At 45.9% G+C, this 26,772-nt stretch carries 23 protein-coding genes; 19 read left to right on the top strand and 4 right to left on the bottom strand.

Features of this window, described 5'->3' with window-relative positions; all coding sequences use genetic code 11:
• The first annotated feature begins 120 nt into the window (after positions 1-120).
• From guaD to E5331_RS19095, 5 genes are all read left to right on the top strand, one after another.
• Positions 121-1,527 (top strand): guanine deaminase, encoded by a 1,407-nt coding sequence (gene guaD, locus E5331_RS19075; RefSeq protein ID WP_275441310.1) that lies wholly within the window; start codon positions 121-123, stop codon positions 1,525-1,527.
• 22 nt (positions 1,528-1,549) lie between these two features.
• Complete coding sequence (locus tag E5331_RS19080; protein ID WP_275441311.1) at positions 1,550-1,723, top strand: hypothetical protein; 174 nt, start codon at positions 1,550-1,552, stop codon at positions 1,721-1,723.
• A gap of 171 nt (positions 1,724-1,894) precedes the next feature.
• Positions 1,895-2,524, top strand: a complete 630-nt coding sequence (locus E5331_RS19085) for a DUF3575 domain-containing protein (RefSeq protein ID WP_123483270.1) — start codon at positions 1,895-1,897, stop codon at positions 2,522-2,524.
• The gene (locus tag E5331_RS19090) at positions 2,524-3,690 is read left to right on the top strand and encodes a DUF6562 domain-containing protein (RefSeq protein ID WP_123483269.1); all 1,167 of its coding nucleotides are present in this window, start codon (positions 2,524-2,526) and stop codon (positions 3,688-3,690) included. The genes E5331_RS19085 and E5331_RS19090 overlap by 1 nt, the downstream gene beginning before the upstream one ends.
• Before the next feature lie 62 nt (positions 3,691-3,752).
• Entirely contained in the window at positions 3,753-4,781 is a 1,029-nt protein-coding gene (locus tag E5331_RS19095; protein WP_123483268.1) for a DUF6562 domain-containing protein, read from the top strand.
• A gap of 56 nt (positions 4,782-4,837) precedes the next feature.
• Here E5331_RS19095 and E5331_RS19100 read toward each other — a convergent pair whose 3' ends face one another.
• Positions 4,838-5,803, bottom strand: coding sequence for a diacylglycerol/lipid kinase family protein (locus E5331_RS19100; RefSeq protein WP_123483267.1), 966 nt, complete (start codon positions 5,801-5,803; stop codon positions 4,838-4,840).
• A 179-nt stretch (positions 5,804-5,982) separates the two neighbouring features.
• On the opposite strand from E5331_RS19100, the gene E5331_RS19105 reads away from it, so the two are divergent.
• From E5331_RS19105 to E5331_RS19150, 10 genes are all read left to right on the top strand, one after another.
• Positions 5,983-6,657, top strand: coding sequence for a phosphatidylserine decarboxylase family protein (locus E5331_RS19105; RefSeq protein WP_123483329.1), 675 nt, complete (start codon positions 5,983-5,985; stop codon positions 6,655-6,657).
• On the top strand, positions 6,654-7,355 hold the full coding sequence (pssA, locus tag E5331_RS19110; protein WP_123483266.1) for a CDP-diacylglycerol--serine O-phosphatidyltransferase: 702 nt from the start codon (positions 6,654-6,656) through the stop codon (positions 7,353-7,355). The genes E5331_RS19105 and pssA overlap by 4 nt, the downstream gene beginning before the upstream one ends.
• Positions 7,356-7,476: 121 nt before the next feature.
• Positions 7,477-7,827: a hypothetical protein gene (locus tag E5331_RS19115; protein WP_123483265.1), complete on the top strand. Its 351-nt coding sequence runs from the start codon at positions 7,477-7,479 to the stop codon at positions 7,825-7,827.
• A gap of 7 nt (positions 7,828-7,834) precedes the next feature.
• Positions 7,835-8,674, top strand: coding sequence for an HAD hydrolase family protein (locus tag E5331_RS19120; RefSeq protein ID WP_123483264.1), 840 nt, complete (start codon positions 7,835-7,837; stop codon positions 8,672-8,674).
• Positions 8,675-8,796: 122 nt separating this feature from the next.
• Positions 8,797-10,014 carry a sensor histidine kinase gene (locus E5331_RS19125; RefSeq protein ID WP_275441312.1) on the top strand — a complete coding sequence of 406 codons (1,218 nt, stop codon included), beginning with the start codon at positions 8,797-8,799 and terminating at the stop codon, positions 10,012-10,014.
• A gap of 84 nt (positions 10,015-10,098) precedes the next feature.
• A complete protein-coding gene (pheT, locus tag E5331_RS19130; RefSeq protein ID WP_123483262.1) occupies positions 10,099-12,588 on the top strand; it encodes a phenylalanine--tRNA ligase subunit beta in 2,490 nt (829 codons plus the stop codon).
• A 67-nt stretch (positions 12,589-12,655) separates the two neighbouring features.
• The gene (locus E5331_RS19135) at positions 12,656-13,372 is read left to right on the top strand and encodes a YebC/PmpR family DNA-binding transcriptional regulator (RefSeq protein WP_123483261.1); all 717 of its coding nucleotides are present in this window, start codon (positions 12,656-12,658) and stop codon (positions 13,370-13,372) included.
• A gap of 299 nt (positions 13,373-13,671) precedes the next feature.
• Positions 13,672-13,974: a type I restriction-modification system subunit M N-terminal domain-containing protein gene (locus E5331_RS19140; protein ID WP_123483260.1), complete on the top strand. Its 303-nt coding sequence runs from the start codon at positions 13,672-13,674 to the stop codon at positions 13,972-13,974.
• Positions 13,971-15,020 (top strand): PDDEXK nuclease domain-containing protein, encoded by a 1,050-nt coding sequence (locus E5331_RS19145; protein WP_123483259.1) that lies wholly within the window; start codon positions 13,971-13,973, stop codon positions 15,018-15,020. The genes E5331_RS19140 and E5331_RS19145 overlap by 4 nt, the downstream gene beginning before the upstream one ends.
• A gap of 305 nt (positions 15,021-15,325) precedes the next feature.
• Complete coding sequence (locus tag E5331_RS19150) at positions 15,326-16,540, top strand: ATP-binding protein (protein WP_135984816.1); 1,215 nt, start codon at positions 15,326-15,328, stop codon at positions 16,538-16,540.
• A gap of 322 nt (positions 16,541-16,862) precedes the next feature.
• Here E5331_RS19150 and E5331_RS19155 read toward each other — a convergent pair whose 3' ends face one another.
• The 3 genes from E5331_RS19155 to E5331_RS20860 form a co-directional block, all read right to left on the bottom strand.
• Complete coding sequence (locus E5331_RS19155; RefSeq protein ID WP_168355310.1) at positions 16,863-17,963, bottom strand: hypothetical protein; 1,101 nt, start codon at positions 17,961-17,963, stop codon at positions 16,863-16,865.
• A gap of 102 nt (positions 17,964-18,065) precedes the next feature.
• Positions 18,066-21,371: a glycoside hydrolase family 2 TIM barrel-domain containing protein gene (locus E5331_RS19160; protein WP_135984824.1), complete on the bottom strand. Its 3,306-nt coding sequence runs from the start codon at positions 21,369-21,371 to the stop codon at positions 18,066-18,068.
• 451 nt (positions 21,372-21,822) lie between these two features.
• Complete coding sequence (locus E5331_RS20860) at positions 21,823-21,954, bottom strand: hypothetical protein (RefSeq protein WP_275441313.1); 132 nt, start codon at positions 21,952-21,954, stop codon at positions 21,823-21,825.
• A gap of 117 nt (positions 21,955-22,071) precedes the next feature.
• Between E5331_RS20860 and E5331_RS19165 the strand changes: the two genes are divergently transcribed.
• From E5331_RS19165 to E5331_RS19180, 4 genes are all read left to right on the top strand, one after another.
• Positions 22,072-23,553 (top strand): leucine-rich repeat protein, encoded by a 1,482-nt coding sequence (locus E5331_RS19165; RefSeq protein ID WP_123483256.1) that lies wholly within the window; start codon positions 22,072-22,074, stop codon positions 23,551-23,553.
• A 42-nt stretch (positions 23,554-23,595) separates the two neighbouring features.
• Positions 23,596-24,228, top strand: coding sequence for a hypothetical protein (locus E5331_RS19170; protein ID WP_123483255.1), 633 nt, complete (start codon positions 23,596-23,598; stop codon positions 24,226-24,228).
• 88 nt (positions 24,229-24,316) lie between these two features.
• Positions 24,317-25,444, top strand: coding sequence for a hypothetical protein (locus E5331_RS19175; RefSeq protein WP_123483254.1), 1,128 nt, complete (start codon positions 24,317-24,319; stop codon positions 25,442-25,444).
• Between the two features lie 101 nt (positions 25,445-25,545).
• On the top strand, positions 25,546-26,427 hold the full coding sequence (locus E5331_RS19180; RefSeq protein ID WP_123483253.1) for a DUF4384 domain-containing protein: 882 nt from the start codon (positions 25,546-25,548) through the stop codon (positions 26,425-26,427).
• The last annotated feature ends 345 nt before the right edge of the window (positions 26,428-26,772 follow it).

The following is a 26,772-nucleotide window of genomic DNA, read 5'->3' on the forward strand; positions in this document are numbered from 1 at the left end:
CACGAATCTTTTCATTATACAAAATTTAATGATCATAAACCATAAACATTAAACCTTAAACCATTTAAGTGAAGCAAGTTGGAAAACTTGCGAAACTTAAATTAATTATATAATTCCATTATGATCGAAATGACATCCCATACTAATGATAAATCGCCTCTTTCCGGAGTGCGCGGAAGGATACTCTCTTTTAAATCCAATCCGTTTGTCGATGCTCCGGAAGACTGCTATGACTATTTCCCGGACGGGCTTGTTGTGATGCGAGACGGACGCATAGTCGATGTGGGTGAGTATGCCGATGTCGCGCCACGTCATGAGTCGCTTAGTGCTGACGCGATCGACAGATATGAGGATGCACTGATCATGCCGGGATTCATCGATTGCCACACACATTACGTGCAAAGCCCGATGATCGGGTCTTTCGGCGACACCCTGCTCGACTGGCTCAACCAATATACCTTCCCGAATGAGATACGTTTTGCCGACAAGGATTTTGCCGACAATGCAGCCCGTATGTTCTTCCGTCAGATCCTTTCGCAAGGCACGACCACAGCCAACGTCTTCGCCACGACCTACGCCTCAAGCGTAGACGCATTTTTTGAAGAGAGCGAACGCTACGGCACACGCATGATCTGCGGAAAGGTGCTTCAGGACCGTAATCTGCCGGATGCCCTACGCGATAAGGATGCCGATGAATCGATCGCCCTGTCGGAATCACTGTTGGAGAAATGGCACGGACGGGGACGACAGCTCTATGCCGTAATTCCGCGTTTCGCACCCACCTCTACCCCTCGGCAACTGCAACTTGCCGGAGAACTATACCGCAGGTATGCCGACAAGGGGGTATATATGCACACTCACCTTGATGAGGCGGAGAATGAGATTGAATGGGTAATGAGCCTATTCCCGGATGCCTCAAACTATACTGACGTATATGATCATTTCGGTCTGTTGGGCGAGCATTCCATCATGGCACACTGCTGCATAGTGCGTGAAGAGGAATGGCAACGCCTTCATGCCACAGGATGTGGTGTGGCACATTGTCCCTCCAGCAATATGTTTCTTGGCGACGGTGAATTTAAATATTGGGAAGCAAAAAAGTCAGACCGTCAGGTGAACGTCGGGATTGGCACCGACGTGGGCGGGGGTACCAATTTCTCCGTATTCCGTCAGCTTGGCGATGCCTACAAGGTGGCTATGCTTCGTGGAAAGAGTCTTGATGCCATACGTTCCTTCTATCTCGCCACGCGTGGCGGAGCGGAGACATTACGGTTTGCCGACCGCATCGGTAGCCTCTTGCCGGGCTATGAGGCAGATATGACGGTAATCAATCTCCGTCCATCAGAATTTATCGAATGGCGTCTGAATTTCTCCGATTCCATCTTCGACAAACTCTTCGTGCTCATGACCCTCTCCCCCGACAACCTCATACGCGCCACCTACGTATCCGGCAACAAAGTCTACGACAGCCTCCGCCCCCACAAATTCCTCTACGCCTCAGAAATCCGGCACTACAATCATCTCTGATAAAAAATATATTCACAAATTTGTGAATTTAAGAGCCATCAATACTGAACTTGCACTTCTCCTTGAAGCGGCTCTTGGTATCTCTGCAAACATCTGGTTGAAACTTCAAGCAGACTATAATATGCAGGTTGCAAAAGCTGATTCCTCTTTCATGAACCGACTTGCCAATATCCGCAAAATAGCGGCTATGCTTTAAAATCTCATGGATGATAAGGTGATTTTGCTGTATTATTATCACCAAATCTCATTATTTAATCAAATATTTACAAAAATACTTACAAATATTTGGTATAATTGCGGAAATGAGTTTATTTTGCGAAATAAACTCATTTAACCCAAAATCAGGGCATCCCCCTGGTCAGTTCCCATGAAACCTCATACGTTCTGCCCCATTATATTCATAGCTATAATTATATTGTCGGCTCATATACCGGCAATGGCGGAATTGAGTCCTGACAGGCTACCGGGAACCTCACGTCAACAAACGGATTCTATCGGGTCTCATCCCTCTGTCACATTAAAGACAAATGCGATATTGTGGGCTACCACTGTCATGAATGTGGAATGTGAGGTACGTTTTCATCCACACATATCCGCGTCATTGGGATTAGCCTGGTGCCCTTGGTTCTTTACCGAACGTTTTGCCCTACGCAATCTTTCTATAATGCCGGAAATAAGATGGTGGCTCAAACCGGTCCAGACAGGTCATTTCTTCGGATTACACCTTGCGACAGCATGGTATAACGTAAAATACGGTGACTTCAGATACCAGGACTCTAACCGGCCGTTACTGAATGCCGGAGTGACATACGGCTACCGGTTCCGTCTGACTCCACGATTGGGTATTGAGCTTTCAATCGGCGCCGGATTCGCGTCACTGCAATATGACAGATTCCACAACGTCAATAATGGTGCACTTGCCGACACCCGCCGCACAACATGGTTCGGAATAGACAGGGCTGCCATCAGCCTCACTTACAGTTTCACAAGAAAATAATGACTATGTCTCAACGCCACTACATATTGACAGATATACTGTTCACGGTAGTGATTGCCGTGTGTGCCATTCTCATGCCGGCATGCATACACACCTACCCGGACCCTGATGCGAAAGATCCAACGGAAGTGACGTTATCACTTTCTTTATCTTTCAATCTCAAATGGGCAGACCTACTCGCCTATTATCCACCGACAAAAGCTGAAGGCGGCACATGGCGCATAGTCATAGAAATATCCAAGACGGATAATGCTTCCCCTCCGATAAGGATTGAGGAAACATTTTCGGATGATACTTTCAGCAAAGGAGAACTTATAATTGACTGCAATGAAACGCTATCTCCCGATGTCTACAATATATCCGTATGGTGCGACATGCGGGAATCTGATGACTCTCCCTATCATTTCGACCTATCATCTCTGAAAACGATATCCCCATTGTTTACACAATCTGAATCGGGAATAGCCAAAAGATGCGGATTCCACACCTCCACCTTAGACCTAACTCCTTACCACAACAAGATCTCCGCCGATCTCACAATACCCATCGAGCTTTCACCGCCTACTGCTGACTTCAAGATTGTAGCCACAGACGTGGAACAGTTCCTGAAATATGCCGACCTACCTATAAGCCGAGGCGAGAAGTATTATGTAAGGCTATCTTTTGAAAACCTTATCGCATCTTTTTTCAATGTATCAACCGGGCAACCTTACGGATACTATGACTCTCCCTCTACTCAACTGCCACTACCACCTCTATTTGCAAAGCAGGCTCAAATCTCTTCCGGTTGGATTTTTACCGAGAGTGAGAGGGAGTATGTGTCCGTCAGTCTGACGGTCATCAATTCTGCCTTGACAATCGTATCAATGACAAGAAACATCACGTTCCCATTAGAACGGGGGAAGACCACCACCGTCAAAGGTGATTTCCTCACCAATTTCTATGCCAACAGTATAAATATCGACAACATCTGGGAAGATGAGATAATCATACCCATACCACCCAGAAGTAGCCCGATAGTCCAGCCCCCAGCAGAGCCCCCATTCCTAAAGGGGGAACTAAAAAGAGCATCTCCCCTAAAGAGAGAGGAGCTGAAAAATAGCAATGACATGTGTTCTCTGGAGTTCAGTGCCCGAGCCCATGGGCGAGGGGTGCCGTACCAATAACCATTAACCCCCTCTCCCTCAACTATAAACTATAAACTATAACCCTTAAAACAACAACCCTCATGAAGAAGACTTCGATTTCAATGTCAGCAGCCATCATATCACTGATGCTATCCGCCTGCACATCGACGGAAGTGATTGACAATCCATTTACACCTACAGAAGAGAGCCGAACTATCACCCTCACCCTCTCCAACCCCAACGAAGGCAACACACGAGCCGGAGAGAACCACGACGGTCACAAACTCCGCTACTCCGCGAAACTACTGAAAGGGATTCTGAAAAGCACAACTGCCGGAGTTGATCCAGAATTTGTTGAAAGAAAAGAGATATTGGCAACAGACAATGAGGGAACCATCACCTTCTCAGTACCAGAAGGAGAGTACACAATCATACTGTTTGCAGACTATATACCGGAAGACCAACAACCGGATGATAAAGGATTATATCAAGACTGCTACTATAACACCGCATATACAGAAAGTGGCAGACCATCACACCAAGTATTCACCGTCAACAAATTCGAAATCAACAACGATAACCTTGATTGTTTCGGCAGCTTTATCACCCTCACAAAAACATCTCAAAAAATTGAAAAAGATTTAACACTCAGCCGACTGGTAGGCAAAGTGCGTTTCGTCAGTACAACCGACCTTCGCGACGGCATGGTACTGGATAATATTGCAATCTCTACATTACCTTACTTCACCAAATATACCATCCACAATCCGGATGACAAAATCATTATAACGGCGACTGAAAAACCTACATCGCCATATCGCACCTCTCTGACACCACCAATCGGTACAAAACAAGAGGATGGAGATACTGAATTATTCTTCTATTACACTTTTGCAAACAAAGATAAACCTTACACCGCCATGGATGCAGCCTCATTCAAGATAAACTACACCGACGGTACATCAAGGGAAACGAGCATACAAACAGGTATAATACAGGCTGTCAGAAATAATATAACAACGATGAAAGGAGCTATCCTCATGCCTGAAACCACAGAAAAGGGTCCGATTATCCTTCATTTGTCATCACAAGACGACTGGGGAAGTGACAATAAGTCTATAAAATTCTGATATCCATAGCGAAGCAGGTCTGTCTACATACGGCAGACAGACCTGCTTCCATGATTTCAGCGGAACTTTGCCTTGACGTCGTAGCGAAAGTCATCGATCATCGCACGCAATGGCGAGACTATCGGTTTGAACTCTGCCTCTTTCTCCGGAGCGTAGACCGACAGAGACGACGGATCGCACGAGATTTCCAAATTCGTGCCAAGAGTCATCGGTTCGCCGTCGATGTGGACGGGTCCGCAACCGAGTCGCGTAATGGTGGCGGCACTCACACGGAACGTGTCAATTAGAGTGTTGCGGTCGATGTATCCGGTAAGAAGATCAACACCCACAAGCACTGTTGACAACGGCGAACCGGAATGTACCACCGTTATGTCGAGCATACCGTCGGAAAGCTTAGCATGAGGGGCGATATACGCATTGTTGCCATATTGCGGGGCATTACACACGGCTATCAGAAAAGCCTTCTCCGTAAGCACCGACCCACCTATCGATAGGGCATACGGCTCCGGCTGATAATTCAGAAATTCACGAAACACACTCTTGACATACGTGATGCGTCCGCGACGCTTCATCTTGGAGAACTTTTCGCTGACCGCGGCATCAAACCCCACGCCAAACGTGCAATAAAACGGCAGACCGTTGACCACACCTCTGTCACAACGCAAGGAATACCCTTCTGCAATGACCTTCAACGCCTCCTCCACGTCCTGCGGAATGCCAAGCGAGCGGGCAAAACCGTTGCCGGAACCGAGGGGCAGAATGCCAAGCTTCGTGGAGGTATGCGATAACACCCCTGCAATCTCATTCACTGTGCCATCGCCACCGGCTGATATCACCATGTCGTAATCATGGGCAACTGCCTGTTCGGCAAACCGAGAGGCATCGCCCGAACCTTCAGTGTAGAGAGTGCGTACTGTCACGCCCGACATGGCAAGACGCGACACTACCAACTCCTCCAGTCCACGCTTCGAACGCGTCCCTGACACCGGATTCACAATCATAAGAGCTTCTCTTTTTTCCATCTTTTTGTCGTTGGGCAATTGAAAAATGGGATGTAAAGTTACAAAAAATTTGCGAGATACTAATAAAAAGGCTAAATTTGCATTCACTTACCGGCTTTGCCTCTCAGTTGCCATTCTCTCCTTCACAGACACGCGGCAAGACAACAGCAAGCCATAACCTAAAAAATCTCAATAATAAAGTGAAGATACATCGAGAAGGCACCAACATCCTTATATTGCTTTTCCTTGTGCTCGGGGTTCTGAATATTCCCGTGTGGCTCTTCATGCCTCCATACATCATCCCGGCAATATTCTCTGCCATTTCCATAATCATGTATCTTTTCGTGTTCAACTTCTTCCGTTGTCCACTGCGACATTATGCCGGACCACGCAAAAATATGGTAATAAGCTCGGTTGACGGAAAAGTAGTGGCTATTGAGAAAGTGTATGAGCCGGAATATCTTAAATCGGAAGCCATCATGCTTTCCGTATTCATGTCGCCACTCAACGTACATGCCAACTGGTATCCGGCAGAAGGCACCGTGGAATACGTCCGCCATCACCGTGGACGCTTCCTTTCCGCATATCTTCCAAAGGCAAGTACGGAAAACGAGCGCAGCACGATAGGAATCGTCACTGAATCCGGCATGCGGATAATGGCACGACAGATTGCCGGTGCCATGGCACGAAGAATCGTGACGTATGCCCGAAGAGGCCACAACGCCTCTATCGACGGTCATCTCGGATTCATAAAATTCGGTTCGCGAGTTGACTTATACCTCCCTCTTGACACCGAAATCCTTGTGGGGATGAAACAAATCGTCAGAGGAGGCGTTACACCTGTAGCACGTCTTAAACCTCCAACAGAAAAATGAACCCAATAAAAGCCAATATCCCAAATTCAATCACCTGCATCAACCTTCTTGCAGGTTGCCTCGCAATCATCACAGCATTTCACGGCAACAACCTGTTGTGGGGGATGCCGGCATATCTATGGGCATATATATTCATAGCCATCGGTGCCATCGCCGATTTCCTTGATGGATTCGCGGCGCGTGCCCTGCACGCATATTCAAATCTTGGGAAAGAGCTTGACTCCCTGTCGGATCTCGTCACTTTCGGTGTCGCGCCGGGAATTATCGTGTTCAATCTCATGAGCGGCTGGACAGAGGCCCTGCAATGGCTCCCATGGACTGCATTGCTAATACCCGTGGCTGGCGCAATACGCCTTGCAAGATTCAATATTGACACCCGACAGACTACGTCGTTCATCGGAATGCCAATCCCGGCAAACGCTATATTCTGGATAGGATACACCGCCACATTCATGAACGGCGCTGATTCTCTCTTCTCGAGCTTTGTATTTCTTCCGGTGCTTCTGATTGAATGCTGGCTGATGAACTCTCCCCTAAGAATGTTCTCATTAAAATTCAAGAATCTTAAACTTAAGGATAACGCTCCACGTTTTATCCTTGTAGCCGCTGCCATCGCATTCTGCGCAACTCTCGGAGTGGGTGGGCTGATGTGGCTTATCATATTCTATATCGGGCTCTCAATCCTGTTTCGAGGATAAACTGAACCCGGTTGAATTACTTAACGTTTTTCTGACAATTTAATTTTTCAATCAGCAAATTGTGGGTATATTCTTAATCATACTAATACTTCTACTTCTTCTTTGGCCAGCCATACTCAAGATGATCAAGCGATATATGGCGAACAAGGCTGAAGATTTCCTCCGCAACGCCACCGGAATGCCTCCGCGTCCCGGATCCCGACAGGCACGCCGACAAGAGAGACAGCAGGCAAAGGAGGATGCCAATGACAGCTATGACTATTACAACTCACGCTCCCGCCGGCGCAGACAGTACCGGAATTATGGCGAACCCATCATCCCGAAGGAGTATGCCGAAGATGTGGAGTTTGTCGAGATAAAAGACTTTTCCGAATCCATGTCAGACTATTCCTACAGCAACAACCGCGAGGAATGGCATGAGTCGCAGATCAGTGATGCCGAATGGGAGGAGATAAAAGTGAAAAAACATTGATTCCGGTATGGCAAAGACCCTTTTCGTAACCGATCTTGACGGCACATTCCTCTCATCCGACGGGCGAGTATCTGCCGAATCCATACGCCTCATCAATGAGGCAATCGGCAATGGTGCACTCTTCTCAATCGCCACCGCCCGTACACCCTCAACTGTGGCTACCCTCATGAAAGATATCCACGCCACAGTCCCCTACATCGTCATGACCGGAGCAGCAATATGGGATCCGGTGACAGGAGATTTCTCCGACTCAATGACAATGAAGGCTGAGACGGCATCCGAAATACTCTCCATCTGCCGTAGGCATCATCTGCCGACATTCATATATTGCCTTGACAAGGATAAGATCAACATTTACCATACAGGCGCACTCTCCACGCATGAACAAGCATTCATATCCGAAAGAGACGGAAGCCGATACAAGGTGTTTCATATCCCGGCTGACGGTGAGTCGGAAATGCCCGACCCGCTGACGGGAGTCTCCCTGTTCTACTCCGTGCAGGCGGCATCAATAGTTGAACCGACATATCTCGACATCAAATCCTCAGTGAGCTGTAATCCCATATTCTATCAGGACATCTACGGCTCTGACACTGCCAACCTTGAGGTGTTCTCTCCCGACGTGTCAAAAGCCAACGCCATCCGTCGGCTGAAAGAGAGATGTGGTGCAGACCGAGTGGTGGTATTCGGCGACAATATCAACGACATACCGATGCTGAAGGCTGCCGACGTGGCAATAGCCGTGGAGAACGCCCTGCCGGAAGTGAAAAGGATAGCCGACATCATAATCGGTCCGAACACCGCCTCCTCTGTAGCACGATTCATATATGAAGCGAGTTGCTCCTAAAGTCGGCCCCCGACCCCCTAAAGGGGGAGATTAGAGTGCAAGAGGCTGGAGTTCCGTGCCCGAGCCCATGGGCGAGGGATCCCGTCAAACCATAATCATTAAACCATAAACCATCAACCTCCTTGGGAATCTACGAACGTCGGCGCACCGGCAAAATAATATTCCTCATCATCGCTGCCATAGCCATGATACTATTCCTGCTCGTCAGCAACAGCCTAGTCAAAGAGCTTGCACAACAGGAACGTGATAGAATGGACATTTGGGCGAGTGCTACGGAGAAACTTGCAAAAGCAGATACGGAATCCGACTTTGAATTCCTCCTCGCAATAATAAGCCAGAACAATTCAATACCTGTGCTCGTCACCGACTCCGCCTACAATATCCTCGACTTCCGCAACTTCCCACTACCGGATAAAACCGACATGGATTCGGAATCTTTTGAGGAACTGTCGCCACAAAACAAGGAGTTTCTTCGCAAGATAATAATAGAGGCGGGTGAAGGACGACCTCTCCCCGACCTTGCTAAGAATCATCCGCATTTCATCAAAGTGGAGATATACCACAACGTGTATCAATACATCTATTATGAAGACTCCATCCTGCTGAAGCGTCTAAGCATGTATCCCTACGTGCAATTGGTGGCGATGATAATAATGGCACTCATAATATATCTTGCCGTCGCATACACGAAACGTGCGGAACAGAACAAACTGTGGGCTGGTCTGTCGAAAGAGACTGCCCACCAGCTCGGCACCCCCATATCCTCGCTTATGGCGTGGAACGAATTTCTGGAGGCATCGGGCATAGACCGTGAAGTGACCGACGAGATACAGAAAGACGTCACGCGGCTATCGGTGATTGCCGACAGATTCTCAAAGATAGGCTCAAAACCGGAACTGAAGCTCGAATATCTGAACGAGACTGTGGAGCGGGCTCTCATATACATGAAAAGCCGCATATCAGGCAAGGTGCGCATCTTCATGGACTTCAGCGAGGATGACCATGGGGTGTGGCTGTCATCCTCTCTGATAGAATGGGTGATGGAGAACCTCACTAAGAATGCCGTAGATGCCATGGGTGGCGAGGGTGAGCTGCACATCTCCACCGGCTCTGAAAAAGGGAAAGTGTGGATAGAGGTCAAGGACTCCGGCAAGGGGATTCCGCGCAAGAATTTCAAGACAGTATTCTCTCCCGGCTACACCACCAAGAAACGCGGATGGGGACTCGGATTGACCCTCGTAAAACGAATAATTGAGGAATACCACGGGGGACGCATTTTCGTGAAAGAATCAGAAATCGGCAAGGGCACCACATTCCGTATCGAACTCCCGGCGGTATAGACTTGCATATTTCAGTGAGTTTTATTACTTTTGCACCCTTGGAAACCTCATGTTTCCTTTCGACTACGACAGCATCATATCATTATGAATATCTCTTATAAATGGCTTAAACGCTACATCGATTTTTCTCTCACTCCGGCTGAACTGACAGCCGCACTAACTTCGCTCGGTCTGGAATGTGACCACGTGGAGGAAGTGGAATCCATCAAAGGGGGACTCAAAGGCATTGTAATAGGCAAAGTGCTTACCTGTGAGCCACATCCCAATTCCGATCATCTACATATAACGACTGTGGATCTTGGCTCCGGCGAGCCTCAGACCATCGTATGCGGTGCGCCCAACGTGGCTGCCGGGCAGACTGTGGTGGTAGCCACAATCGGCACCACGCTCTACGACGGCGACAAGGAGTTTCAGATAAAGAAATCCAAAATACGTGGTGTGGAATCCAACGGCATGATATGCGCCGAAGATGAGATCGGCGTCGGTGAAAGCCACGACGGAATCATGGTGCTACCCGATTCTGTCGCTGCCGGAACTCCCGCTGCAAAATATTTTAACGTAGAGAGCGACTATTGTCTGGAAGTGGAACTTACTCCCAACCGCGTGGACGCTGCCAGCCATTACGGCGTGGCTCGCGACCTGAAGGCGCTCTTCACCCGTAATTCCTTTGAGAACGGATGCACAGACTCGTTACCGGAGGTGAATATCCCCTCCGTGGAGAGCTTCGCTCCCGACAGAAACGACGGTGCGGTGGAGATCTGCGTTGACGACACTCAGGGTGCACCCCGCTATTCCGGTGTCACTATCCGCAACGTGGAGGTGAAGGAATCTCCCGAATGGCTGCGCACCCTGCTACTTGCCATCGGACAACGCCCCATCAACAATATCGTCGACATCACCAACTTTATCCTCAACGGCATCGGGCAGCCTCTCCATTGCTTTGACCTCGCCAAGGTGAAAGGGGAAAAGATTGTGGTGCGCACATGCCCTGCCGGCACAAAGTTTGTCACTCTTGACGGTGTGGAAAGAACACTTCATGAGAAAGACCTCATGATCTGCAATTCCGAAGAGCCGATGTGTATCGCCGGAGTGTTCGGAGGTCTTGAATCAGGCGTAACTGCCGACACAAAGGACGTGTTTATCGAAAGTGCATACTTCAACCCCACCCGCGTGCGTCTGACAGCACGTCGCCACGGTCTGAACACCGACGCATCGTTCCGCTATGAACGTGGTGCCGACCCGAATATCACAGTATATGCTGCCAAACTCGCCGCTGTACTGATTAAGGAGCTTGCAGGCGGTGAGATCTGCGGCAATATCGAGGATATATATCCTGCTCCCGTAGCCGACGCCGAGATAGCTCTCTCTCTTGATTATTGCGAGTCGCTGATCGGCAAACGTATCCCTGACGAACTCGTGATAGCTATACTCCGTGCTCTTGAAATATCCGTGGAACGCGATCCGGAGAATGCCGACATTCTCAACCTGCGCGTGCCGACCTACCGTGTAGACGTTACCCGCCCGTGCGACGTAGTTGAGGAGATTCTCCGCGTCTATGGCTACAACAATGTGGAGTTCGGTACTGAGATGCACGCCAACCTCTCACCGCAGGGGGATACCGACCTCAGCTATGCCCTCCAGCAGCTCGTCAGCAACCGTCTGACAGGCGAAGGCTTCATGGAGATTCTCAACAACTCCCTCTCGGCAGCATCCTACTATGAGAAATCAGAGCAGCTGCCGATCGACGGATGCGTGAAAGTGATGAACCCGCTTAGTGGCGACCTCTCCGTCATGCGCCGCACGCTTCTCTTCGGCGGTCTGGAATCCATATCCCACAACATCAACAGAAAGGCGGAGAACCTGCGTTTCTATGAGTTCGGCAACGTTTACCACAAGGATACCGACAAGGAGAGCACCGTAGAGAAACCGCTTGCCCCGTTCCATGAGAGTATGGAGCTTGGCATCTGGATGACCGGTGACTACACCCTACCCTCCTGGAACCGCAAGGCTGTGGAATCATCCGCTTTCGACCTGAAGGGTATCGTATTCAACATATTCCGCGTGCTCGGTCTCCCTTCCGGAGCAATCGTCTGCACACAGGATTCAGATGAGTTCTTCTCCGCACGCCTCAACATAAAGACACGTGCCGGGAAACGTATCGGAGAACTCGGCATCCTTCGCGGCAACCTTCTGAAAAGATTCGACATCGGTCAGAGCGTAGTATATGCCGCACTCGACTGGGACAGCCTCTTCAAGCTGGTGGCTAAGCATCAGGTGACATACGCACCGCTCCCGAAGACCCAGCCCGTGAAACGCGACCTCGCGCTGCTCATTGATTCCGACGTATCATTCTCTCAGATTGAGGAGACAGTGCGCAAGGCTGAACGCAAGTTGCTGAAATCAGTCACTCTTTTCGACGTATATGAAGGGAAGAACCTCCCCGCAGGCAAGAAGAGCTACGCTATCTCAATCACCTTGCAGGATGATGAGAAGACCCTTAACGACAAACAAATCGATGCTGTGATGCAGAAAATCATCAAGGCATTGACCCAATCAGGAGCAGAACTCCGCTAATCAATTTGTAAATTATCAACAGTCCCCCTCCCATGTTAAGGAGGGGGGCTAATTCAAGACTCATAATATGGGAAGAGCATTTGAATATCGCAAAGCAAGAAAACTGAAACGCTGGGGCAACATGAGCCGCACGTTCACCAGAATCGGTAAAGAGATTACAATCGCCGTTAAAGCCGGCGGACCGGATCCCGACATGAACCCTCGTCTGCGCGTGCTCATGCAGAATGCAAAGGCTGCAAACATGCCTAAGGACACTGTGGAAAGAGCTATCAAGAAGGCTACTGATAAGGATGCCGGCGACTACAAGGAGATCGTTTACGAAGGATACGGACCTCACGGAATCGCTATCGTCGTGGAGACTGCCACCGACAACAACCAGCGCACCGTAGCCAACGTGCGTTCTTATTTCAACAAGCACGGCGGCTCTCTCGGCACACAAGGCTCACTCTCTTTTCTTTTCGACCACAAGAGCGTATTCCACGTGAAACCGAACGCCGACACTGCGCTTGAGGATTTCGAGCTTGAACTCATGGACTTCGAGGCTGAGCTTGAGGCTGAGGAGGAGGAATGGCTCATCTACGGTGCATTCGACCAGTTCTCCAATCTCCAGAAGTATCTTGAAGAGAAAGGTATGGAGATTGTCTCTGCTGAGTTCGAACGTATTCCCACCGACTACAAGGAGGTGACACCCGAACAGCGTGAGGCTATCGAGAAACTTCTTGAGAAATTCGAGGATGACGAAGACGTTCAGAACGTATTCCACAACATGAAGGAGGAAGACTGATCATAGCCTGACCCACCGCAAAAAGATAAACACCCAAATAATCCCGGCAGCATAGTGAGCCATCACAATGCTGCCGGTTATTTTTTACAAAAAAATATCACCGTAAATTTGGTATTATGTTTCAGAAACATTATGTTTGCAGAGCATAATAATCTGGAACACACCCCTCAACGCCAACGACAATTTCCTCCTACCGGAAGACATTATCCAACTTTCGAAATGAAGTTTAAATGACTTCAATAAGTTGAACGTATTTTTATTAACTTTGCATTTGGGAACTGATAAAACATTTTTAGAATATGACTGAACAGGAACTGGCAGGAACAATCTGGAACATCAAGGAGATAATCCGGGGTGTATATGACGATACGGAAGTGGAGAATGTGATTTTACCTTTCACTCTTCTGCGTCGCCTCGACTGCGTGCTTCAAGACGCATGGCGTGACCCGGCAAAAGATAAGGTAGGTTGTGAATTCCCCTTCACCCGCCTATTCTATCGCTATACCCCCTTGCGCACCACCGACGAAATCCTCGCCGAACTTATCACCCTGGAAAACGACACCACCTCAACACTCCAATCCCTAATCTCCGACGCCAAATGAAAAATCAAAATAGCCTTCAAGAGAAATCATTTCTCGAAGAAATTCGTCAAATCATTATCACTGCGCGCAGGAAAGTGTATACTGCCGTCAACTCAGAAATGGTGATAACCAATTGGCTCATAGGTAAGATGATAGTTAAAATTCAAGGAGGTTCAGAACGTGCAGTATATGGCGATAGAATCTTGAAGAATATATCAGAACACCTGACACATGAGTTCGGACAAGGATATGATTATTCCAATCTTCGGAAAATGAGACAATTCTATTTGTTATTTCCAAATTGCGACACACTGTGTCTCAAATTGAGTTGGTCTCATTATCGTGTCCTTATTCGTGTTCAGAATCCCCAGGCACGAGAATATTATGCAAGGGAAGCAGCAAAATATCCTTGGAGTGTACGTCAATTGGAGCGTCAGATTCATACTCAAAATTATGAACGAATTCTTTCTACATATAAAAATGAGTGTGAGCAGAAAAAGATGATTAAAGAATGCCTTCCGGTTAAACCCGAAAGATTTGATCCATGTTCCTTAGTACACGACCCTTATGTACTTGAATTCATTGGGGCAAAGCCGGATCCATCATGGAATGAGAAAAAACTTGAAGAAGCTTTGATTTCTCATCTTGAAGAATTTTTACTTGAATTAGGACGTGGTTTTGCATTTGTTGGACGTCAGAAAAGAATAACAATTGATGGGCAACATTTTTATCCTGATTTAGTATTCTACAACATAATAACCAAAAGTTATGTAATAATTGACCTGAAATCCGGACGTGCCGACTATTCCGATGTTGGTCAAATGCAATTGTATGTGAATTATTATAATAAAGAAGTTTGTCAACCATCTGACAATCCAACAATTGGCATTATTCTTTGTGCGGAGAAAAATGAGGCGGTAATTCGTTATACATTGGGAGACAGAACTGATATTGGAATCTTTCAAGCAAAATATGAACTAGTTTTGCCAACACCGGAAGAACTTCAATATGAAATTGAGCGTACACGAGAGCAGTTCATGCTTCTAAACAAAAAGGATGAAATATGAAACAGCGATACGACTCATACAACCCCTCTGGCATCAACTGGATCAGAGACATCCCAAACCACTGGAATGTTATGAAAACATCACCCGTTTTCTTCTTGAGTTTGGACAAGGATTCGGGTTCAACGCCTCAAGAACGTGTTAACCAAATTAGTTAATCACCCTCAAATTTGTCAGCGCTTTTCAGAGAAGGTCAGAAGGTCATTATCTTCTTATAGTTTTTCTTCCGTAAGAGAAATTTATGCCGGATTTTAAAAGTTTTTCTTTTATAAAAGAAATTTACTATATTTGTAGAAAATAATTATTCTATGGAAGAAAAAATAATTCAACGTGAGCTATATTCTGAATTAGTCGAAAATAGCCTTGGTAAAGGTCAGATAGTGGTGCTTACAGGTCAACGACGTGTAGGGAAAAGTTATCTGCTCAAATCAATAAAGATCGATAAAGAATCTGATACGCGAAATAATGTAATCTATATTGACAAGGAAAAACGTGAGTTTGATTTCATATCCACGTATCGAGAACTCAACGATTACATAGCACGCCAACATAATCCATCAAAACATAATTTCATACTGATTGATGAAGTGCAGGATATTGAGAGCTTTGAGAAATCAGTCAGAAGCTGGCGAACAGAACCGAATACAGACGTAATAATCACCGGGAGCAATGCCCATATTCTAAGCGGGGATCTGACCACTCTTATAGGAGGACGCTACCGACGTATATATATCCTACCTCTAAGTTATCTGGATTTTCTGCAATTCCATAACCTGACAGATGGAGATGATGCACTTGCCGCCTACCTTAATTTCGGAGGATTACCGGGTCTGATACGTTTCGGGCTTAACGACAGCGGTGTGCGCCAGTATCAGTTAGACGTCTATAACACAGCTTTATTGAAAGACGTAATCATGCGTAATGACATACGTAATGCTGTGTTTCTTGAGAATCTATCGAAATTCATTGCCGACAATATTGGCAAACCAATATCAGCAAACAGTATCAGCAAGTATATGAAATCCCAAGGAGAGAAAGTCACGCCTACAGCAGTCGGCAACTATCTTAAATACCTCTCAGATGCATACGTGATGCACTACGTCAACCGATTTGACATTCATGGGAAACTGTTGCTTGAGACAAATGGGAAATTCTATTTTGAAGACCATGGAATCCGCAATGCACTCGTAGGAGGAAGTCGCCAAGGCGACATTGAGAAACTGATCGAGAATGTCATATATCTGCATCTATTGAGATTGGGATACACTGTAAACGTAGGTCATCTGATGGCTGGTGAGGTGGATTTTGTATGCACCCATCCGGAAAATAACAACCGTATCTACATCCAGGCATCCTATCTGATAGCAAGCGAAGAGACCTACAAACGTGAATTCGGCACACTACACCGTATAAACGACAACTATCCGAAATACGTAATCTCAATGACCCCATTAGTAACCAAGAATGACGACAACGGGATAACTCACCTCAGCCTCCGCCATTTCCTCACAAAAGGTTTGTAGCACTGTCATCTCTCGCAAAAGAACAGACCAAGGGTTGCATTTCTCAAATACAACACGACGCCCAAAAATAATTATGCTCCAGGAACATAATGTTCCAGAAGCATAATTATTTTAGATATATTACACTTTACGGAATATAGTTATGTTGAACGAGGAAATCAAATGAACTTGTACGAGTTACGTGGTCATGACGCAGCTTTGTCGTGTTTTATTCGTAAAAAATACGACATTTTTATTATTATCCCGATATTATTTACATAAATGAATAACCATTAATCGACTTTTTTATTTTTTGAATATTATAAGTAACCGACCATATTAGTTAATTAGACCTCATCCTATAGTTGGTTCTCATTGCCAATGCTATCGCCTCACCAACGAGAGCTATGTCAGCTAAAAGGTAATGCCTTTTATCATTGTAAGAAACGGAATGTCCGGCAATTTCTGCTGTACGCAGAAGATTTTCACGGTAATCGTCATCCTCAAAATATGTGGCAGGACCTATGGCAAATGCAGTTCCTGACGGGCTGAGATTGAATATGATCGGTCCGGCATCAATATCCATCCCAAGCCAACATGACTCATCATGATATTCCTTTAGTCCTGTAAATAAACCGTTCTGCATAAAATGCTTTTTCAGCAATTCATATTGCGACAGGGCAAATTCTGGATCTATTAGTGTGAGATAGTAGCAGTTTAACGCAGAGTAAGAGCCTTTCACTGGAGCATCATCAATTTGTAAACCTTCATCATCAAGAAATGACACCAATAAGCCGGTCTTTTTATCCGTCCAGTCTGATTTTGCCCTTACCAGCCATTCATGGACAGTAGGTTGATACTTTGACCCATAGTTGTGAAGCGCAACTATTGCCACAAGCATGTCGGGCACATAAATTGGCTCATCTGGATATGTAACCAAATTCAATGCCCGACTTTCCAATATCCGACGGTTCATTGTCTCACATAAAGAATCTAACAATTCCTTATGCTTCTGACCTCCAATACTGCGATATTCAGAGATTATCCAAGCCAAATGACTAAGATATGAAACGTGGCTCTGATCTCCGTCAAGACTTTCCAACGGATCTTCACCCCAGCGAAGGTTGTCATATAGTCTCAATTCCGGAGATATTACAATCCCAATAATACTATCCATCATAGCGAGCTTCCGTTTCTTTGTTTCCGGATATGGGCGTGAAATATTGGCTAATACTTTGGCATACATTGAGCAACTGTACAATGCCCATTCTCCTTGAAATTGCACCCCTATTCCAGATGGCATTTCTTGCAAAAGTTGCCTGGGCGAGGTCACAATCTTAGACGCAAGATATTCACTCCTTTGCATAATATCCTTATGCTCTCCATCAACAGAGCCATAACCATGCATACCCCATGACACCCACGCTACCTTAATTAATATCAAGATAACGAGGATGCCCATCGAGATTAGCAACCGTTTCTTATTTTTAAATTCACTATGATGCAAGATTACTGGATTCCCTTTTGACAATTAACATATTTAGGATTATTTGACGGGGCGGATGAGGAGTCCGAACCGGGTGGGGGCGGCTGTCACGCGATCCTGAGGGAGGGGTCCGCCTTGTCCGCAACTTGCTCCACCGAGTCCTGTCACACCGGCATCGAGATGCAGCACAGTGCGGTGGCTTACCGGTAGCTTGTAGTGATGGTCAGTCTCGAATAATTCCTTCTCTGTGTAGGGTATCGCCGTAACCGACATCGGTTTATCTGCCACAAACTCCAGACCTTTCCCGTTATTGGTTATCGTAGTCCAACGCACCTCCTCACGGTTGCCGTTGCTCTGCGGACGTGTGTAAGGCGTAAGCATATCCTTCACCTTCCGCTCATACACGCCAATGAACTGACCCGTCTTGCGGTCATTGTAGTTCTCCTCCGGTCCGCGTCCATAATACCTGAAATCGTCATACTCCGCCGGCATCTCCATCACGTAGCCAAGGCGAGGAAGCACAAGTTCCGGTTTATTGGAATTGAAATCAGCATCCAACCTGACCGACCCATCACGGTATACAGTCCACGTCTGCACAGTCGTGATCTTGAAATCATCCTTCCCGAACGGTTTAGATTCGCTCTCATCTATCGAATACGTGCCACAGGCATTGCCGTTGCCGCCGATCTTCTTGCCGCCACACGGAGCCTGCGACTCTATCGTGAACACAAACATCGGATTTCCTGACTTATCCTTCTTCTGTTTGAAGCCTACCACCCGGTGCTGCATATTATACAGACCGTTGGCAAACCAATCCTCATCGATCCATGCATCATTGTTGAGATATGCGCGATACACATCAAGCTGCGGTCCCTTACCACCGGAGAGCATCTCCCGTCCCCCGTAACGGAGACTGGAAAGCGTACCTTTCGCAAGGTCAAAGGTAACGGTGAATCCGTTGCCGATGACAGTGCGCGTACCATTCCCCTTCTTCACCTTCAACTTACCTTTTCCACCGAAATCCGTAAGCTGCAACGGCTGCTGAGCCGGCGCCACCATTAGTTGCTCAGCCATCTGCACGTAGCCCGCATCAGCCCAAGGCTTATCCTCCTTCAGTCGGAATTCAAGGTTAAGGAAATACTCACTCTTCCCATCCAATGAGGCACAGTCAAACGGCACTTTCACGCTCTCTTTCCCTCTTGGAGCCACAGCAGGAAGATCCAACTCACCTTGGCTTACCTCCACACCATCTTTCAGCAGACGCCATACAAGGCTATAGTCGGTCAGCGGCACGAAATAATTCTTGTTGAAGATCTCTATCTCACCCTTATTAATGTCGGTAGTAGATACCCCTACATTCTGATACACCTTCTTCACCTCATGATACTGCGGCTTCGGTGTCATGTCGCCAAATAGAATTCCGTTCATGACGAACTGCCCGTCGGTAGGACGATCACCGAAATCACCACCGAACGCAAGATAACGTTCCCCCGTGGCAGCGTCATGATTGTAGAGCGACTGGTCAATCCAATCCCATATCGCACCACCCATGAAATGATTCGTGCTCTCCATAGCATCCCAATAATCCACAAGATTACCGACAGCATTACCCATCGAATGAGCATACTCATTGATATGGAAAGGATACTTTATCTCCGTGTTGTCGCCGCCGACCGACTCCCTAACCCATTCTATTGAGGGATATTGCGTGGAACCCATATCCACTATGTCGTTATTGCGCTCATACTGCACGGGACGCGACGTGTCGAATCCCTTTATGGCAGCGTATGCCGCCTCAAAATTCTTGCCGGGACCAGCCTCATTGCCAAGTGACCATATCACAATCGAAGGACTGTTGACCGTGGAATGAACCATCTCCATGTTACGTGCCACGTGTGCAGCCTCAAATTCAGGCACATGCGACAACGACTCATCCCAATAATAATATTCATGCGATTCAAGATTCGCCTCATCCATAAGATAAAGTCCATACTTGTCGCAAAGATAATACCAGTAGGGATCGGGGGGATAATGGCTGTTGCGCACATGGTTGATATTGGCACGTTTCATCATCATCACGTCGCGCTCCATATCTTTACGTGTCACGGCGTGACCGCGTTCCGGATGCGTCTCATGACGGTTGACACCTTTCAGTTTCACAGGCTTACCGTTGACGTAGAAATATCGCCCCGTCTTCCCGAACTCATCCTCTGATGCAGGCGTATCCTTTATCTCCACCTTACGGAATCCGGTGTAGACCGATACTGTCTCCAGAACGTCGCCCTTGCCATTCTTCAGTTGGGCGAGAAGAGTGTAACGCCACGGTTCCTCCGCACTCCACTTCTTCACATCTGGCACTCTCAGTATGGTCGTCACGTCCTCCTCCCCGTCAATCGGGAGTGAGAATAGCTCGGATTTCACCTCACCATCCTCCACTGCTACCGTCTTGTCGCTGTAAAGCGGATTGGAATATAGTTTGTAGACCATCTTGCACCCCTTCTCCGCACGTCCGGAGAGATTGCGCAGTGATGTCGTGATCTTCAGCTGACCATCCTTATAGTCGTCCGACAGATCCGGAGTCACCACGATGTCGCGTATCTGCACAGGGGATGTGGCGTAAAGCGACACCGACCGGAATATGCCCGGAAGCCGGAACATATCCTGAGCCTCAAGGAAGGAACCGTCGCTATTGCGGTAGACCTCCACTGCCACCGTATTCTCCCCCTTCACGAGATACGGAGTGATGTCAAAACGCGCTGCATTACGCGAGTTCTTACTGAACCCTACATAATGCCCGTTTATCCAGAGATAGAAGAAGGAGTCAACACCGTCAAAATTGATATATACCTCCCTACCGTCCCACAGACCGGGCAATTCGAATGTACGGCGGTATGAACCGACCTCATTACGTGCATCGTAGGTGGTCCAATCAGAGGGAGGGGTACGCATCACTCCCCCCTTCCAATCGTCAACAGCCACCTTGTGCTGGAAAATCACCTTCTGATTGACGTATATCGGTGTCCCGTACTTCTGTGAACCATCAGTCTGTAGCCCGACAATATTCCAGTTGGATGGTACGTCAATATCATCCCAACCGGATACGTCGAAGCCCGGCTCATAGAAAGACTTGGGACGCATTGACGGCTCCTTAACCCAATTGAATTTCCATTTCCCGTCGAGGCTTATATGATATATACTGTTTTCCGGCAGCACTTTTCTTGCGCTCTTGGCATCGCCAAAGGGAATAAACGTGGCACGCGGCAATTCCTTGTTATACGCCACCGAGTCGGGCGATTGCCATTCCCAACCACCCGGAGCTGCATCATCCCCGAAGAAATACCCCTTCGGCACCTCTGCATTATCCATAGAAGGCTCCTCAGCATTACCGACAGCCGGCAACACCGAAATCCCTATTATCAGATTCAACAATTCTCGTCTCATGATTTTTCCAATTTATACGTTTACAGACCCGTATCCTGCGATTCCGTATTACACATTGATACAAGTCCGACACTCATGCTACAAAATTACACGTTTTCCTCACCACATCCAAACACAATACATCCAAAACCACCGCAAAATCCAATCCCAACAACAAAATCAACAATAATTTGGTCCAGAATCCACAATATATTGTTTCCTTCTTTAAATACTTACATGAACTTAAGTTTTATAAAATAAAACTTGTAATACTGAAATATTATACTTAACTTTGCGGATGCAGACCACATAGAGGTGGTATGCAAAGACATAATTAATAAAAAAGCGTTTATCCGCGCTAATTCTTGACTGCTTGAAATTCTCGCAAAATTTCTGTCTATGTCAAGGATTGAGCAACGGTAGATGTCCGTGATATGTAATATCCCGACGTATGGTATAGAGTCTCATCAGAGGCTCTGCCATATCCGTCATATACATTAGCGTGGGCTTCTGCGTTGCCGTCCGACATAGACAAGGCAATGCGAGAAGCCTCAAGCAGTAGGACAGCAACAGATACAGATTCCTACGCTTTTTCGTATTTATAATCTAATGCCAATGAGGGGATGACGGCGGCTATGTACGGATCATGAATCGGATTTTATTACTATTTTGCTCACTGTTACTGACTTCTGTCTTGTGTATCGGTTCTAATGGCAATGCCGGCAAACACATCAAATGGGAACTTAAAAATGGAGTGCTGTCATTCTCGGGCGAGGGAGAAATGAAGGATTTCGGTAAAGAGAGACCTTATCGCGAAGATCTCGTCACCCATCTGACAGTAGGTGAAGGGATCACTTCAATAGGAGAGAATGCATTCAGAAACTGTACAAAACTTATCAGCGCAGAACTTCCCTCATCCCTCAAAAAGATAAATGAGGATTCTTTCCTTGATTGTGTATCCCTAAGCGACATCAACATCCCATTCGGCGTGGAATCAATCGGAAGCCGCGCATTCAAAGGATGTGTATCATTAATAGAGTTGCAGCTACCCATCAGTGTCAGAATTCTCGGAGAGGAATCTTTCGCTGGGTGTACAAACCTTATCAACGCAAGACTAACGCAGTCAATCGAATCCATGGGGAAAGATGCTTTCCATGGATGCAAGATTCTTGCCACACTTTCCGATCTACCGTCATTCGTGACCACCTCAACTTTCGCGACATACGGACTAAACCGCGCTGCCGTAAAAAACTACTGGGACAGAAAAGAGGAGATTGCCGCCCGTTTCGGCAATGCATCCGGATTTCTATCCGACAGCAAATCGCAGACCACTACGATGGAACCAGCGGATGTTGATCTTGAAATTCCATATACAGGTATAAACAACGCTAACACTTTCGCCCTGATAATTGCCAACGAGAATTATGGCAAACTGTCAAATGTGCCTTTCGCAGTCAACGACGGAAACACATTCGCACGATACTGCCAACGCACTCTTGGAGTACCCACCAAGAATATCTTGCAATACAATGATGCCTCATACGGCTCAATAAGAGAGGCTCTCAGCGATATTCGCCTCATCAATGATGTCGTGGGGAATGACATGAAACTCATTGTATACTATGCAGGTCATGGAGCACCTGACGATGCCACCCTTGAACCCTATCTCATACCCGTCGACGCGGCAAGAGTCAACAAGGACGTGTGCATTCCCATGGCTCAATTCTATCAAGAAATAGGCTCCATGAAACTCAAGAGTGCCACTGTATTTCTGGATGCCTGTTTCAGCGGTGCAACACGCGACGGCAACATGGTGATAGCAGCACGAGGAATCGCCCGAGTACCTAAAAAGCAAGGACTAAAAGGGAGGGTTGCCGTACTTAGCGCCACAAGTGACGATCAGACCGCACTCCCCTATAATGAAAAGGGGCATGGTATGTTTACGTATTATTTGCTGAAATGCCTGAAAGAAACGAAAGGTGAAGCATCCTTACAGGACATTAAGGAATACGTCACCGACAACGTAAAGCGGAACTCCTCCATTGTAAACAGGAAAGAACAGACCCCTACTTTCAATGTGTCAACAGAGGCATCCTCTCAATGGAACGCATGGAAACTGAATAACTGATTTCAACCTATAACCGACTCACTAACTCATAATAGACCAAACATGAAAAGAATGCTTTTGACAGTCATGCTCGCGTGGATATGCATAGTCGGAGCATGGTCACAAAATGCCAACCGCAACGGGTTCTTCCTTGAAGCTGCTTTTGGTGGTATAGTCGGCAAGACACCTCAAGTTGCGTTCAGCGTTGACAATTACAACCTTAAGGCACATACCCTGACAGGCACCATGGTCAGCTTTGCCCTCGGACCACGCTTCCGCATAAGCAACATGGCGGCTTATGAGCTCGTACTTGAACTCCAGAGTCCGCTCAATGCTTTCACATCGCAACCCACAGCAAAACTCTTACCCATCGGATTCCGATTCACATCCAGAGAGTTATTCGCTAATTTCAGCCTTTACGGGACAATCCGGATTGGAGGTGCTGTCGGATTCAAGGGTAACGGGAATGTCGATCTAACATTGCCAAATATGCCTAAACAGGATATCACTATCCATTCCGACAGTTCTCCAACAGGAGGTCCCGTAGCATCCTTGGGTTTAGGCATGAATATCACTACCCATTTCTATGCGGGCTTGACATGGGATATGCAGTATCTATTCAAACAGTATCGTGGCTTAAAAGAGGAGAACTGCATGTGGGGTATGGTTGGCGTGAGAGCCGGCTATCGTTTTTAAATCCCTCCAAAATCATTTGTATACAACCAACAAATAATGACTGAAGGGTAAAGATATCAAAATATCTATAATTTAGCAAATTCATATTATGAAATATCTGAAATACATATTTTTCGTGTCGTTGCTGGCATTGCTTGCTTCATGTGCTAAGGACGAAGAGATTTCAATAGGTTCATTGAAATTAGAAGCAGAAGTTACCAATATATCGTCAACTGTTGTCAGAATTGGATTGAGAACTACACATAATGATCTTGATATTGATGGTATTATATTATACACAAAGCTCGCAAATGGGAAATATCAATTTGTAGATAATGAATGGATTTATGAGAGGAATGGCATATATTTCAGTATTTTTGAGGGACTCACACCAAATACTAATTACTATTTTGATTTTAAGATCGCTAATAATGCCTTAGACCATAAACTAATTGATTCATATCTTTATGGTACTCTTATCTCGGATCCGTCGTTTACTTTTACAACCGATAGCACAAGCAATGTAAAGACCAAAATGACGACAGTATTGCAAACAGGGGGTAAAGCTTCTATATTTTTAGAGCTTGATAACTCTGATATCAAATACGGGTCGTATAAGTTTAGGAGTCCGGATACAAATTTAATTATCTGCTATGATCCAGAAGGTTTATATCCGGTAAATGATTTAATCATAGAATGTATAAGATATACAGAAACATGTCAGTATTGGGATGTTACAAATCTAAAACAGAATACAACTTATTATGTCTTTGCGAATAGTGACATTGTGTACGAGGATGTGAACAACTACTACAACTCTATCCAAATTCCAGATGCTCATCTGGAATTGACACCAAACAGTTTTAATACAGGAATGCCAAGTGATAGCGATATAAAAGCTACTTTGAGAACTGAATTCCTTTCTGATAGCACTGCTAATCTATACGTAAAGCTTGTTAATTCAGAAGATCAATATAATACATATAAATTAAATGGTGGTTACACTACCATAACAATCCGCTCGGATTATCCCACAAATGACTTGAATTTCAAATTCAATGATGCTTATTATAGTGACGAGGATATTATGTGGACCATTACAAATCTCAAACCGAATAAAACTTATCAAGTATTTTTTACTGCGGATGTGGATCTTTTTATGAAAGATGTTGAATACCGATATCCCATAAAAGGCGCTTATTTAAATGTCACTCCATCAAGTTTCACGACACCATAATTAATCACACGGGACATAAAGGCATTAGATATTACTACGTGAGAGCTTTGTCACTTATCAAAGCTCTCACATTTTCCATACAAACCTTAACCTAAATAGTAATGGCGACATCTCAATTTAAAACAATCCTATTGTTCTCAATCTTTCTGCTTGTGACTCATCACAATTCTTTCGCATCGAAGAATTTGGTGGAGGTGGAAGGGGAATATACATACTATATTCCATATAATGTCTCTCGCGACAAGGCAGAACAGACAGCAATGCAGAGAGCAATGGTGGCGGCACTTGCCAAAGAATTCGGGACTCTCGTATCGGAAATTTCACACCTTGATATGAAATCATCAAAGGATAGTGAGAATGTCGACTTCTGGAGCTCTGCGTCCACTCTTGTTAAAGGGGAATGGATTGAAACAATCGGGAGGCCAATATTCACACCCTCCATAGAGAACGGTGATTTCGTCATGACTTGCAAAATAAGGGGAAAAGCTCGCGAAATTAAAATGTCGGGGGCGGAACTTGACATTCATTTGCTCGCAAATTCCACCGATCCCAATTCCGAAACTTCCAGTTTCATGGACGGAGACAAAATATTCCTACAGTTTACCTCCCCTACCGATGGTTATCTTGCAGTTTATCTTGAAGGGGAGGATGGCAACGTGATGAGAATGCTCCCTTTCACCGATGAACGCATAAACTCAACTAAAATTGAAGCCAACAAAAGATATTTCTTTTTTGTATCGACCGATGGCGATGCTGAACAATATCAGCTTAATACTGACAAACCGATTGAACGCAACAATATTTTAATAGTTTTTTCACCTAATGAATATGTAAAACCGATTGACTATTCTCCGCAAGAAGAGATGGAATTACGCCAACTATCCTCTAAAGCATTCCGCAGCTGGGTGACAAAATTACGTGGAGCAGACAGTAACCTACAGTTCATCATAAAACCCATCACCATATCCGGAAGAATTGACTAAATGATTACGTTGAAGTTGTCTATACTTCAATTAGCCATTCTGCGCAAAGCTCTGTTCGTACATATATTTTTTATTGTGGCAGTATCTTTTCGTTGCTTTTGAAAATATGTGCCGATATTTCACAATTTATTTTTCACAATTACTTAATCAAAGGATATTTATTAATCTTTTTTTAACTATTTATGCTATTTAATTAAATAAATTATCATTATTTTTGCAAAAATTATATAATACATTAAATTTGATATAATTACATTATTAATCTATCTTTATTCTGTTATATAATTAATTAGGGTGTTCAGTTAGTTGTTCCGTATTCAGCTCACTTTTTTAAGTGTTTCGGTT

This window comes from Lepagella muris (assembly GCF_004793975.1).
GTDB lineage: Bacteria > Bacteroidota > Bacteroidia > Bacteroidales > Muribaculaceae > Lepagella > Lepagella muris.